Consider the following 11,791-nt stretch of genomic DNA (forward strand, 5'->3'; position numbering starts at 1 on the left):
TGGCACTGCTGGCAAGACCACACCACCTACGACCCCACCCAGCATCGCGCCCTCCAAGCACTGCTCGACAGACCCCAACCGGGAGCGGCTTGACACAGGGCAACTCATGCGACCTGTCCCTTCACCACCGGCAACCCGGGGTCACTGGCCACGTCCAGCGGCGAGGGCGGCGCACCGGCCGCGATCAGATGGGCGGCAAACGAGGCGATCATCGCCCCATTGTCGGTGCATAGTCGGGGCTTGGGGATGCGCAACGTCAAACCGGCTGCTGCACAACGTTCTTCGGCGAGTTCGCGCAGCCGAGAGTTTGCGGCGACGCCACCGGCGATCAGCAGGGTCGACACACCCAGCTGCGTGGCGGCCCGCACGGCCTTGAACGTCAGCACGTCGGCCACCGCCTCCTGGAAGCCGGCGGCCACGTCGGCGGTGGGGGCATCCGGGTTGCTCTCGACGTAGCGCGCCACGGCTGTCTTGAGCCCCGAGAAGCTAAACGCGTGGACCTCGTCGCGCGGCCCGGTCATGCCGCGCGGGAAGACGATCGCGTCTCGGTCGCCGGTGCGGGCCAGGTCGTCGAGCGGCTTGCCGCCGGGGTAGCCCAGGCCGAGCAGCCTGGCCACCTTGTCGTAGGCCTCACCGGCGGCGTCGTCGACGGTGCTGCCCAACTCCTCGATGGGCTCCCCGAGCGAACGCACGTGCAGCAGGTTGGTGTGCCCGCCGGAGACCAGGAGTCCGACGCTCTCGGGCAGCGGTCCGTGCTCGTAGACGTCGGCGGCCAGGTGTCCGCCGAGGTGGTTGACCGCATAGAACGGCACCTCCCATGCCGCCGAATACGCCTTGGCCGCAGCCACTCCCACCAACAGTGCGCCGGCCAGCCCCGGTCCGATGGTGGCCGCGACGACGTCGGGCTTGGCCACCCCGGCCGCAGCGAGCGCGCGCCGCATCGTCGGCCCGAGCGCCTCCAGGTGCGCGCGCGACGCGATCTCGGGTACCACTCCCCCGAAGCGGGCGTGTTCGTCGACGCTGGAGGCCACCTCGTCGGCCAGCAGCGTGACGGTGCCGTCGGCGGCGAGCGCGCAGATTCCCACGCCCGTCTCGTCGCAGGAGCTCTCGATGGCCAAGATGATCGTCATGATGTGGTGCCCTTCGCGTCCCGTCGCATGGTGTAGGCGTCGGCGCCGCTGACGCGGTAGTACCGCTTGCGCAGCCCCATCTTCGCGAAGCCGACGCTCTCGTACAAGCCGATGGCCGCAGCGTTGTCCGTGCGGACCTCGAGGAAGACGACGTCGTCTTTTGCGATGGCGAGCAGCATGTCCAGCAGCCCACGTCCAATGCCCTCGCCCTGGAAGGACTTGTCGACGCCGATGGTGTGGATCTCATACTCGTAGGGCGGTTTCCGGCCCAGCCGGGTGATGCCTGCATAGCCGATCAGCGCTCCGTCGGCGCGGGCTGCGACGTAGTGATTGTGCTCCGACTCGAGCTCCCGGACGAAGGCAGCGGCGGGCCACGGATCGTCGCCGGGGAACAGCTGCGCCTCCAGTTCGGCGCAGCGGACGGCGTCGCCGACACCCAGCGCGCCGTAGCAGACGGTCACGACCGGACCCGTTCGCTCGCGGGTTTGGCGTCCGGCCTGCGCAGATACAACGGCACAAGGGCGACGGGCTCCGTCGACCAGTCCACGGCGCGCACCAATCCCGACGCCGTCGGGTAAGTGGGCGCCAGCCGCGGAAGATCGAACAGCGCAACGTGATCGGGGGATCCGGCGACCGCATCGGCGTCGGCGGGGACGTCGGTGGGCGCCGCCACGGCCGGGCCAGCGACCCGTACTCCCGCACGATAGCGGGCCCAGTAGACCTCGCGGCGCCGCGCGTCGGTGACCACCAGCGCCTCGCCCGACGTGTCCACCCCGATGGCGTCGAGACTGCAGACGCCGTAGACCGGAACGTCGAGCGCGTGGCCGTAGGCGGCGGCAGTGGCCATGCCGACACGCAGGCCGGTGAACGGGCCGGGGCCGCAACCGACGACGACGGCGTCGAGATCCGCCATCGCGATCTCCGCATCGGCCATGGCGCCCAACACGTTCGGTGTCAGTTGCTCGGCATGGGCGCGGGCGTCGAGCGTCACCCGCTCGGCGAGTACGTCAACACCGGACGGGCCGTGACGCACCACGCCCGCGGTGACCGCAGGCGTGGCGGTGTCGATGGCCAGCACGAGGCGCGTCACGGCTGACTCCAGCGCCACACCGCGACGCGCACTTCGGTGTCGCGCCCCCGCTCGAGCCGCACGTCGAGGTGGTGCTCCGAAAGCCGTTCGGCCAGCCCCTCACCCCATTCGACGACCACCACGGCCTCGTCGAGTTCGGCGTCGAGGTCCAGTGAGTCGAGCTCGCCGAGCAGGTCAACTCCAGCGTGGTCGAGCAGCCGGTACACGTCGACGTGCACCATGGTCGGATTTCCGGGCGTTCGTGGCGGATGCACGCGGGCCAACACGAACGTTGGCGACGCCACCGGCCCGTCGACGTCCATGGCCTCGGCGATTCCCTTGGCCAGTACCGTCTTTCCGGCTCCGAGCGGACCGGACAGCACGACGACGTCGCCGGCGCGCAACTCTGCGCCGAGCCGAGCGCCGAGCGCAATGGTGTCGGCGGCGGTCGGCAGTTCGACGGTGCCCTCGAGCACGAGCCGCCGATCAGCCATGAGGGCGGGCCCGTTCGCGCAGCCGTCGCGTCATCGCGACGAGCTTGGACGGCATGGCCCGGTCGACGAGCCGCACCAGGGCGTCGTTGACGAGCTCGGGTTGCTCCAGTTGGACGAGATGTCCTGCGCCGCCAATGATCACGAGTTCGGCCTTGGGCAGGGCATCGGCCATCGCCTCGGACGACTCCTTCGGAGTGAGCAGGTCGCGGTCGCCGCACACAATCAGAGTGGGCACCTTGGCGAGCGTGGTGAGCCCCTCGGTCTCGTCGTGCACCTCCAGCGCGTGCAGGAAGCCGACGAGCGTCGCGATGGGCGTGTCGTGCATCATCCGCTCGGAGAACGCCACGACGGTGGGACTGATCTTTCCGTCGCCGTACGACGCCGCGCGTAGCACCGGCCCGATGACCGAACGCGCCACGCCCCTGGTGCGGTGCACCGTCTTCGGCGCGTAACGCGCGGCGAAGCGGGCCGCCTCCAGTGCCGGGTTCTTGAGGATCTCGCCGAGCGGTGACCGCGCCACCCCTTCGGCCGCCGACGCGATCAGGGCGACACCGACGACGCGGGCGGGGTACCGCTGCGGAAACTGACGTGCGTGCGACAGCACCGTCATGCCGCCCATCGAATGCCCGACGAGCACCACCGGGCCGCGCGGCGCCATGACCGCCAAGACGGTCTCGAGGTCGCGGCCGAGTTGCTCCACGGTGAACGACTCGGGCGAGGCGTCGGCGGATTGGCCGTGACCGCGCTGGTCGTAGAACACCATGCGGACCTGCGTCCCCCACTGCTCGGTGAGCCGGACGCGTTGAAAGTGGAAGGCGCCCATGCGCAGCGAGAATCCGTGCGAGAAGACGACCGTCAACGGCGCATCCTCGGGGCCGACTTCACGCACTGCCAGCGGCACCCCGTCGGCCGTGGTGACCACGGAGCTGCGGTCGGCGTCGAGCAGGTAGAAGTCCTCGTCGGCATACGGATCGTCGTCTGTCACGCGCCGCGTCAGCGATCGCGCCACCGTGGTGCCCGCGAGCCCGCCGACTGCCGTCAGTCCGGCCACGCCAGCCATCCAGCGCGCGTTGCGGATCCGGGCGCGGCGCCGGGGTTCCTCGTCCGTCAAAGGCCTTGCCCCGCCGGCTCGGTGTCTAGGTAGACGCGGGTGATCCTGCCGCGCGGACTGGTCACGATCTCGTAGTTGATGGTACCGAGGAGATCCGCCCAGTCCTGTGCGGTCGGCTCGCCGTGGTCACCGGGACCGAACAGGATCGCGTCGTCGCCCTCGGTGACGTCGACGGGACCGGGACCGAGGTCGACGACGAACTGGTCCATGCAGATTCGGCCAACACCGGGTCGGCGCCGACCGTTGATCGACACCTCGAGGCGGTTGCTCAGGTTGCGGAAGACGCCGTCGGCGTAGCCGATCGGCAGCAGCGCCACCGTGGTGTCGCGGTCGGCGATCCAGGTGTGCCCGTAGGACACCCCGTCGCCCGCCTTGATCGAACGGACCATCGCCACAGGGCATTTCAACGTCATCGCCGGGCGCAACCCCATGCCGCCGAGGGCCGGAATCGGCGTCTGGCCGTAGACGGCGATGCCCGTCCGCACCATGTCGAAGGCCAAGTCAGGTCGCGTCATCGCCGCCGGCGAGTTGCATAGGTGCGCGATCTCGAACTCCACCCCTGCGGCGCGGGCCTGTGCCAGGAACTCCGAGAAACGCTGGGCCTGAAGGTCGTTCACGGGGCTGGCGGGGTCGTCGCCGTGCGCGAGGTGGGACATGAGACCGCGCACCCGGATCGCGTCCGCGGCCGTCGCCCGCTTCAGCGCGGTGAGCAGCGCGGGGAACTCCTCCGTCCCGGCGCCGTTGCGGTTGAGCCCCGTGTCGACCTTGAGGGTGACGACGGCGGTTCGGCCGGTGCGGTCGACGGCGTCGAGCACCTCGTCGAGTTGGCGCACCGACGACACCCCCACCTGAACGTCGGCGGCCAGCGCAGGTGCGAAGTCGGTGCCCGGCTGGTGCAGCCAGCACAGCAGCGGGGCGTTGATGCCGTCGCGGCGTACGGCCAGTGCTTCGTCGATGGTGGCGACGCCGAGTTCGGCGGCCCCGGCGGCCAGTGCGGCCCGGCTGACCTGGGCGGCGCCGTGCCCGTACCCGTCGGCCTTCACGACCGCCATGACCTGGGCAGATCCGGCGCGCTCCTTGAGCAGCCGCACGTTGTGCGCGATGGCGCCCAGGTCCACCACGGCCGTGGCGGCGGTGGCGGTGAGGTCGGTCGGGTGCACGGTCATGACCCCTCGATTGTCCCAGAACCCGGACCCGCCCCACATTTGTGTCGTTTGTTGGGCTCGCTACCTGGACTTTGACCCAACAAACGACACAATCGGCGACTCAGTGCGCGAACGGCTGCACCACGTTGAAGTGACCGTTCGGCTTGAGCTCGTCGAGGCTCGCGAGGGCGGTGACGATGTCGTCCATGAGCGCCCTCGCCAGGTCGGCCGAGAAGCCCTCCCGCACCACGATGCGCAGCACGGTGACGTCGGTGGCGTCGTCCGGCATCGTGTAGGCCGGCACCTGCCACCCGTAGGCGCGCAGGGCGTGCGACACGTCGAACTCGGTGTAGCCGCGGTCGCCGGCGAGCTTGAAGCTGATCACGGGGATGGCCGAGCCGTCCGTGATGACCGCGAAGTGTTCGCTTTCCCGGAGTTGATCACCGAGCCACCGCGCCGTCTGCGACAGGGAGTTCATGACCTGGGTGTAGCCGCTGCGCCCCAACCGCAGGAAGTTGTAGTACTGACCGATGACCTGGTTGCCACCCTTGGAGAAGTTCAGCGTGAACGTCGGCATGTCGCCGCCCAGGTAGTTCACCCGGAACACCAGCTCCTCTGGCAGGTGTTCGGCGCTGCGCCACACCACGAAACCGACTCCGGGATAGGTCAATCCGTACTTGTGCCCGCTGACGTTGATGGAAACGACCCGCGGCAACCGGAAGTCCCAGACCAAGTCGGGGTGCAGAAAGGGCACCACGAAACCGCCGCTGGCCGCGTCGACGTGCACCGGTACGTCCACTCCTCCGTCGGCCGCCAGTTTGTCCAAGGCGGCGCAGATCTCGGCGATCGGTTCGAGCTCACCGGTGTAGGTGGTGCCGAGAATGCCGACCACGCCGATGGTGTCCTCGTTGACCGCACCGAGCACCTGTTCGGTGGTGATGACGTAGCGCCCCTCCTCCATCGGCAGGTAGATGGGTTCGACGTCGAAGTAGCGGCAGAACTTCTCCCACACCACCTGAACGTTGGAACCCATGACGAGGTTGGGCCTGCGACTGCGCCAGCCGTCACCCACCTTTTGGCGCCACCGCCAACTGAGCGCGAGTCCAGCCAGCATCACGGCCTCGCTGGACCCGACGGTGGACACCCCGATCGCGCTGCTGGGGTCGTCGTCGCGCAGGTCTTCGGCGTGGAACAGATCTGCGACCATGCACACGCAACGCTGCTCGATCGCCGCGGTGGCGGGGTACTCGTCCTTGTCGATCATGTTCTTGTCGAACGTTTCGGCCATCAGCTTCTCGGCCTCGGGGTCCATCCACGTCGTGACGAACGTGGCGAGGTTGAGCCGCGAGCTGCCGTCGAGCATGAGCTCGTCGTGGATGAACCGGTACGCCCCGGCGGCCTCCATGCACTCGTCCGGCAATCGCAGCGTCGGCACCGGCGCCATGGAGAATCGTCCGGTGTATGCGGGTGAGATCGATGGTGCGGGCTTGTGCCTTCGTGACATGAGTCGTCCCTTCTAGAGGTTGGCGATCGACGCGCGAACGTGGCCGAGAATTCCCGACGCAGACGTCGGCGCGGGGCGAGGACCGGGCGCACGGGCCGACAGCTGCGCGGCACGGGCGTGGACGAAGGCCGCCATCGCCGCGGCCTCCCCCGGCGGCAGGCCGGCGCCCAGCAAGGCGCCGATGATGCCCGACAGCACGTCACCCGAGCCGGCCGTGGCCGCCCAGGACTGTCCTGCGGGGTTGAGGTACACGCCGCCGTCGCGCTCGGCGACGATCGTCACGTTGCCCTTCAGCAGCACGGTGGCACCGAGCTGCTCGGCGAGCCGACGCGCCGCGCTCACCCGGTCGGGCCCTGGCGGTTGCCCTGCCAGCCGGGCGAACTCGCCCGCGTGCGGGGTCAGCACGGTCGGTGCGCTGCGCCCGGCCACCAGGTCGGGGTGCGCCGCCAGGATGGTCAGCGCGTCGGCGTCGACGATCACTGGCAGGTCGGTATCGAGCGCGAACCACAGCGCGGCGGCGGCTGCCCCGTCGGTGCCGAGCCCGGGCCCGACGACCCAGGCCTGTACCCGGCCCGCGGCAGCGGCGCTCGGGGCGGCCACGACTTCCGGCCAGTGCGTGACGACTTCGGGCGCGGCGCTGCCCGCGTAGCGGACCATGCCCGACGTGGCGGCCACCGCCGCCCCGGTGCACAGGATGGCCGCGCCGGGATAGGTCGCCGAACCGGCGAGCACGCCCGTCACGCCCTGGGTGTACTTGTCGTCGGCAGTTCCCGGCACGGGCCAGCGGGCGGCGACGTCGGCGGCCTCGAAACCCCGGACGTCGGAGGGCGGGAGTTCGAGCCCGATGTCGATGAGCTCGACGCGGCCGCAATCACCAAGGGCGTGAACGGGTTTGAGCCCGCCGAAGGTCACGGTCAGCCCGGCGCGCACGTGGGGCCCTTCGGCGGTTCCGGTGTCCACGTCGAGGCCGCTGGGAAGGTCAACGGCGACGACGGGAATACCACGCGCGTCGACGTCGGCGAACAGTTCGGCGGCGCCCGGTCGAAGGGGCCCCGATGCGGAGATGCCGACGACCCCGTCGATCACCAGATCGGTTGCCTGCGGCACGCTTTCGACAACGCGCCCGCCAGCCCGACGGAACGCCGCCAAACCCGCCAGGTGCACGCGTTCCGGGTTGAGCACCACCGCGGTGGCGGCCACCCCACGACGCCGTAGGAACGTTGCCGCCCACAGCGCATCGCCGCCGTTGTCACCGGACCCGACGACCGCGCAGACGTGACGACCGACGACCGTACCGAGCTCGCGTGCGATGGCGGTGGCCAGGCCGTAGGCCGCCCGGCGCATCAGCGCACCGTCGGGGAGGCTCGCGAGTAGCGGCGCCTCTGCCGCACGGATCGCGTCGGCGGTGTAGTAGTGGCGCATCGGCACCCACGTTACGGCCTGGCACTGAAATTGACGCCGGTCTCGGCGACCTCAGCTAGTCAGCAGCATGCATCCGGCAATGGGACCTCCACCGGCGGCCGCGACTGCCACCTCTGGGCGTTGCGCAAGCTGCCGGTCCCCCGCCTCACCACGCAGTTGCAGACACGCCTCGTGCAGCAGCCAGTAGCCGTGCATGCGCCCCGCCGAGAGTTGGCCGCCGTAGGTGTTGAGTGGCAACTCGCCATCGAGCGCGATGCGCGTCGCGCCCTCCACGAAGGGTCCGGCCTCGCCCTCCCCGCACAGCCCGAGGGCCTCCAGCCACGCGAAGGTAAGGAAGGTGAAGCCGTCGTAGAGTTCCGCCACCTGCACGTCGGCCGGCGTCAGGTCGGTCCGCGACCACATCTGCGCCGCCGCTTCGACCGACGCCATCTTCGGAAAGTCGTCGCGGTGTACCCACCCGCCGGACCCGTACGCACCGCCGATCGCCTCGACGGCCACCGGCCGGTTCGGACAGTCGGGCGCATGGTTCGTGTGCGAGATGACCAGCGCGACAGAGCCGTCCACCGGCACGTCGCAGTCGAACAGCGACAGCGGCGTCGAAACCGGCCGAGCCGACAGGTAGTCGTCCATTGTCATCGGGTCCCGGTAGGCCGCCCGCGGGTTGAGTGCGGCGTTGCGTCTGCTGTTGATCGCCAACCAGCCCAGCTGCTCCTTGGTGGTGCCGTAGTCCTCCATGTGGCGGCGACAGTGCATCGCGACCCAGTTGGACGCCGAATAGGCATGTGCGGTCAGCAGTTCGCCGATGTCGTCGATGGCGCCGATCTTGCGGCGCGTGCCAGGGACCCGTGGCTCGACGGGCGGGGAGGTCAACGCGTTCGGCTCTGCCGGGGCGTGCCCTCCGCCGAGCATCGAACCGCCCAGCATCTGCACGGTGCGGTAGACGAGCACGTGGCGCGCGCGACCTTCCGCGACGGCCAGCATCGCTGACATCACCGGGCTGAGCAATCCCCCGGTGTCGAATCCGGTACCTAGGTTGGGCACGTCGATGCCGAGTGCGGCCATCACGTCCGCGCGGGGCACGTCGCCCAACGTGCCGATGCCGTCGATGTCGGCGGGGGTGAGCCCTGCGTCTTCGATCGCCGCGCGGGTGGCCGCCAGCGTCAGGTCGATGCCAGGGATGCCGGTGCGTCGACCGACGTCGGAAATGCCGACGCCACTGATGATCGCGTCCTTCTCGAAGTGCGGCATCGGCTGTACGTTAGCGGGCATGTCAGGCGATTCGCAGGCGACCGCCAACGGCGAGCTGATGATCGCGCGGTGCACCGGGTGTTCGCTTTGGGTGCACCCACCCGAGGCCGACTGCCCCGACTGCGGGGCGGCCCTGGTGGCCCAGCCGGTGTCCGGGCGTGGCGAGGTGTTCACCTTCACCGTCAACATGCATCCGTTCAGCCCGATGGTCCCGCCGCCCTATGTCGTCGCCATCGTCGTGCTCGACGAGCAACCGGACCTTCGCGTGGTGGCGAACATCGTTGATTGCGAGCCGGATTCGGTCTACATCGGCATGCCGGTCCAGGTTGCCTTCGAGCGCCAGGACCTCGGCGACGAGAGCGTCTTCGTGCCGGTGTTCACACCTGCTGCGTGACCGCTCACTGCTTCCCTCGGCAAGAAACATAGGGAATCACCCGATTAATCGGATCGCCTCACCTGCCTAGGCTCGACTGTCCAACAACGGGAGGGACTCGACCTTGAAGCACACGCTGATCCGCGCCTCGGTGGCGGTCGCAGGCACCATCGGCTTGCTCGCCGCCCCAACGGTGGCGCACGCGCTCCCACCACTTCCCCTCTCGCCGCAATGCGCGGGGACATGGGGATTCGACGGAGAATCAATCATCACAGAATCCGACACCGGCTGGACCGTGACCTTCTCCGGGCAAGGCAGGCAAGCGAGCGGCCCCGCGATCGCCAGCAACTACCGCGGTGAATCCAAGACCGGCTCCGCGCGAGGCGGAATCACGGACGACGGCCGCCGCTACAACGTTTCCATCGACTATGACAACGGTCAGCACCAGCTTTACACGGGCCGGGTGAGCGTCGATGGCGTCGTCACCGGCGCGACGAACAACGGCATTACTCTCGAAAGCGGAAAGGCCTTCACCCAGCGGTTGGTCTGCCTTCCGGCGTAGCCGCGCCTAGTCGTCATGCTGCGGCACCGTCATTTTCGTTGCTAGGGATGGTGATTGGCTGGAACGGACATGCCGACAAATCAGCGTGTTATGGTCGCGCCGTGACGGCGCCGAGTGACATGGGCGGCCGAACCGAGTTCTTCGGACCGGTCATCCGGGAGTCGAACGAGCCGGTGTTCCACGAACGTTGGGAAGGCCGGGTCTTCGGCATCTCCAACTTCTTGCTGCCGCTGCTCGGCCGCAATACCGACATCCTCCGCTTCTCAATGGAGCGCCAGCCGCGCGAGGTCTATCTCTCGAGCTATTACGGACGTTGGCTCGGAGGCTTCGAGGAGCTTCTTGTGAAGGCCGGGTACCTCGCGCCCGGCGAGGTCGATGCCCGAACCGCCGGTCAGTCCGGGCCGGCCGGACGGCGGCACGTATCGCGAGCGCGGCTCGCCGCGACGTCACGACTGGTGCGTTCCGTGCTGCATCCCACACTTCCCCGCTGGTTCGCCGGACAGGTGGTCCCCCGGCTGCTTGGCACGACGCGGCCCGCGCTGCGCCGCAGGCACTTTACGGTGGGCGACCATGTCCGGGTGCGCGGTACCCGAGCCGGGCCGTACACCCGACAGCCGGGGTACGTGAGCGGAAAACCCGGAGTGATCGTCGCCCACCTCGGCGCGACCGTGTTTCCCGATGCCAAAGCGGTCGGCAGGCACGCACTACCGCAGCACCAGTACACGGTCGCCTTCCAGGCTGCCGACTTGTGGGGAGACGCAGCCGAGCCAGGCACCGAGGTGCGGGTCGACCTCTTCGAGTCCTACCTGGAGGCGATGTGAGCGACACGACGGCAGCCCGGGTCGAGGCGCTCGAAGCCCTGCTGGTGGAGAAGGGAATCGTCGATCCCCGCGTCGTCGACGAGGTTATCGACCACTACGAGACCAACGTTGGACCGCTCAACGGCGCCAAGGTGATCGCCCGCGCCTGGACCGATCCGGAGTACCTGAAGCGGTTGCTCGCCAACGGAACTCTTGCCATCGCGGAACTCGGCTTCGGCGGCCCTGAGGGCCACATGATCGTGGCCGTACCGAACACACCCACGGTCCACAACGTGGTGGTGTGCACGCTGTGTTCTTGCTATCCCTGGCCGGTGCTCGGGCTGCCGCCGGCCTGGTACAAGTCATCGGCGTACCGCGCGCGGATGGTCGCCCAGCCGCGCGCCCTTCTCGCGGAGCTAGGGCTCGACCTGCCGCCCGAGGTCGTCATCAGGGTTTGGGACAGCTCGGCGGAGGCGCGCTACCTGGTGGTGCCCGAGCGGCCGGCCGGGACCGATGGCCTTAGCGAGGCGGAATTGGCCCGACTCGTCACGCGCGACTCGATGATCGGGGTGGGGCGGCCGTTGGCCCCCGAGCAGGCCCATGACGACTGAGCCTGCGAGCATCGACGCCGATCTGGAGGGGCCGATCTCCCCGCCCCGCGACAATGGCGAGCTCGTCTTCTCGGCGCCGTGGGAACGCCGGGTCTTCGGACTTACCGTGGCCGTGTGCCGGTCTGGGGCATGCGACTGGGAGGGATTCCGGGCGGGATTGATCGCCCGCATCGCGCACGACGAATCCCGGCCATACTGGGAGAATTGGGCGGCGGCGCTGCAGGATGTGCTCGAGCGCGACGCCGTAGTGACCCGCGCGGACATCGACAACCGACACCGTGAATTGTCGAGCCGCCGAGCAGGTTTCGACCACCACGCGTAA

Annotated in this window: 14 protein-coding genes; 5 read left to right on the top strand and 9 right to left on the bottom strand. The window is 69.1% G+C overall.

The window, feature by feature from the left end; all coding sequences use genetic code 11:
- Window positions 1-104: 104 nt before the first annotated feature.
- From tsaD to SLQ33_RS31495, 9 genes are all read right to left on the bottom strand, one after another.
- Window positions 105-1,130: a tRNA (adenosine(37)-N6)-threonylcarbamoyltransferase complex transferase subunit TsaD gene (gene tsaD / locus SLQ33_RS31455; protein ID WP_319457856.1), complete on the bottom strand. Its 1,026-nt coding sequence runs from the start codon at window positions 1,128-1,130 to the stop codon at window positions 105-107.
- The gene (rimI, locus tag SLQ33_RS31460; RefSeq protein ID WP_319457857.1) at window positions 1,127-1,591 is read right to left on the bottom strand and encodes a ribosomal protein S18-alanine N-acetyltransferase; all 465 of its coding nucleotides are present in this window, start codon (window positions 1,589-1,591) and stop codon (window positions 1,127-1,129) included. Before rimI ends, tsaD begins: the two co-directional genes overlap by 4 nt.
- A complete protein-coding gene (tsaB, locus tag SLQ33_RS31465) occupies window positions 1,588-2,220 on the bottom strand; it encodes a tRNA (adenosine(37)-N6)-threonylcarbamoyltransferase complex dimerization subunit type 1 TsaB (protein WP_319457858.1) in 633 nt (210 codons plus the stop codon). The genes rimI and tsaB overlap by 4 nt, the downstream gene beginning before the upstream one ends.
- Window positions 2,217-2,693, bottom strand: a complete 477-nt coding sequence (tsaE, locus tag SLQ33_RS31470) for a tRNA (adenosine(37)-N6)-threonylcarbamoyltransferase complex ATPase subunit type 1 TsaE (protein ID WP_319457859.1) — start codon at window positions 2,691-2,693, stop codon at window positions 2,217-2,219. The genes tsaB and tsaE overlap by 4 nt, the downstream gene beginning before the upstream one ends.
- Complete coding sequence (locus SLQ33_RS31475; protein WP_319457966.1) at window positions 2,686-3,753, bottom strand: alpha/beta hydrolase; 1,068 nt, start codon at window positions 3,751-3,753, stop codon at window positions 2,686-2,688. The genes tsaE and SLQ33_RS31475 overlap by 8 nt, the downstream gene beginning before the upstream one ends.
- Before the next feature lie 47 nt (window positions 3,754-3,800).
- Window positions 3,801-4,970: an alanine racemase gene (alr, locus tag SLQ33_RS31480; RefSeq protein WP_319457860.1), complete on the bottom strand. Its 1,170-nt coding sequence runs from the start codon at window positions 4,968-4,970 to the stop codon at window positions 3,801-3,803.
- A gap of 100 nt (window positions 4,971-5,070) precedes the next feature.
- On the bottom strand, window positions 5,071-6,453 hold the full coding sequence (locus tag SLQ33_RS31485) for a glutamate decarboxylase (RefSeq protein WP_319457861.1): 1,383 nt from the start codon (window positions 6,451-6,453) through the stop codon (window positions 5,071-5,073).
- Between the two features lie 12 nt (window positions 6,454-6,465).
- Window positions 6,466-7,875: an NAD(P)H-hydrate dehydratase gene (locus tag SLQ33_RS31490; protein ID WP_319457862.1), complete on the bottom strand. Its 1,410-nt coding sequence runs from the start codon at window positions 7,873-7,875 to the stop codon at window positions 6,466-6,468.
- Window positions 7,876-7,926: 51 nt separating this feature from the next.
- Window positions 7,927-9,123 (bottom strand): thiolase family protein, encoded by a 1,197-nt coding sequence (locus tag SLQ33_RS31495; RefSeq protein WP_319457863.1) that lies wholly within the window; start codon window positions 9,121-9,123, stop codon window positions 7,927-7,929.
- Between the two features lie 19 nt (window positions 9,124-9,142).
- Here SLQ33_RS31495 and SLQ33_RS31500 point away from each other — a divergent pair, with 19 nt between their 5' ends.
- From SLQ33_RS31500 to SLQ33_RS31520, 5 genes are all read left to right on the top strand, one after another.
- On the top strand, window positions 9,143-9,517 hold the full coding sequence (locus tag SLQ33_RS31500; protein ID WP_319457864.1) for a Zn-ribbon domain-containing OB-fold protein: 375 nt from the start codon (window positions 9,143-9,145) through the stop codon (window positions 9,515-9,517).
- A gap of 103 nt (window positions 9,518-9,620) precedes the next feature.
- Window positions 9,621-10,058 (top strand): hypothetical protein, encoded by a 438-nt coding sequence (locus tag SLQ33_RS31505; protein WP_319457865.1) that lies wholly within the window; start codon window positions 9,621-9,623, stop codon window positions 10,056-10,058.
- 101 nt (window positions 10,059-10,159) lie between these two features.
- A complete protein-coding gene (nthB, locus tag SLQ33_RS31510) occupies window positions 10,160-10,879 on the top strand; it encodes a nitrile hydratase subunit beta (RefSeq protein WP_319457866.1) in 720 nt (239 codons plus the stop codon).
- Entirely contained in the window at window positions 10,876-11,469 is a 594-nt protein-coding gene (nthA, locus tag SLQ33_RS31515) for a nitrile hydratase subunit alpha (protein ID WP_319457867.1), read from the top strand. The genes nthB and nthA overlap by 4 nt, the downstream gene beginning before the upstream one ends.
- Window positions 11,459-11,791: an SH3-like domain-containing protein gene (locus SLQ33_RS31520; RefSeq protein ID WP_319457868.1), complete on the top strand. Its 333-nt coding sequence runs from the start codon at window positions 11,459-11,461 to the stop codon at window positions 11,789-11,791. The genes nthA and SLQ33_RS31520 overlap by 11 nt, the downstream gene beginning before the upstream one ends.

The sequence above is a fragment of the Mycobacterium sp. RTGN6 genome (assembly GCF_033804605.1).
GTDB lineage: Bacteria > Actinomycetota > Actinomycetes > Mycobacteriales > Mycobacteriaceae > Mycobacterium.

Bases quoted from the DNA above. Each gene is read 5' to 3' on its own strand.
- tsaD (WP_319457856.1), bottom strand. From the start codon at position 1,130: ATGACGATCATCTTGGCCATCGAGAGCTCCTGCGACGAGACGGGCGTG.
- tsaE (WP_319457859.1), bottom strand. From the start codon at position 2,693: ATGGCTGATCGGCGGCTCGTGCTCGAGGGCACCGTCGAACTGCCGACC.
- SLQ33_RS31475 (WP_319457966.1), bottom strand. From the start codon at position 3,753: ATGGCTGGCGTGGCCGGACTGACGGCAGTCGGCGGGCTCGCGGGCACC.
- alr (WP_319457860.1), bottom strand. From the start codon at position 4,970: ATGACCGTGCACCCGACCGACCTCACCGCCACCGCCGCCACGGCCGTG.
- SLQ33_RS31485 (WP_319457861.1), bottom strand. From the start codon at position 6,453: ATGTCACGAAGGCACAAGCCCGCACCATCGATCTCACCCGCATACACC.
- SLQ33_RS31490 (WP_319457862.1), bottom strand. From the start codon at position 7,875: ATGCGCCACTACTACACCGCCGACGCGATCCGTGCGGCAGAGGCGCCG.
- SLQ33_RS31495 (WP_319457863.1), bottom strand. From the start codon at position 9,123: ATGCCGCACTTCGAGAAGGACGCGATCATCAGTGGCGTCGGCATTTCC.
- SLQ33_RS31500 (WP_319457864.1), top strand. From the start codon at position 9,143: ATGTCAGGCGATTCGCAGGCGACCGCCAACGGCGAGCTGATGATCGCG.
- SLQ33_RS31520 (WP_319457868.1), top strand. From the start codon at position 11,459: ATGACGACTGAGCCTGCGAGCATCGACGCCGATCTGGAGGGGCCGATC.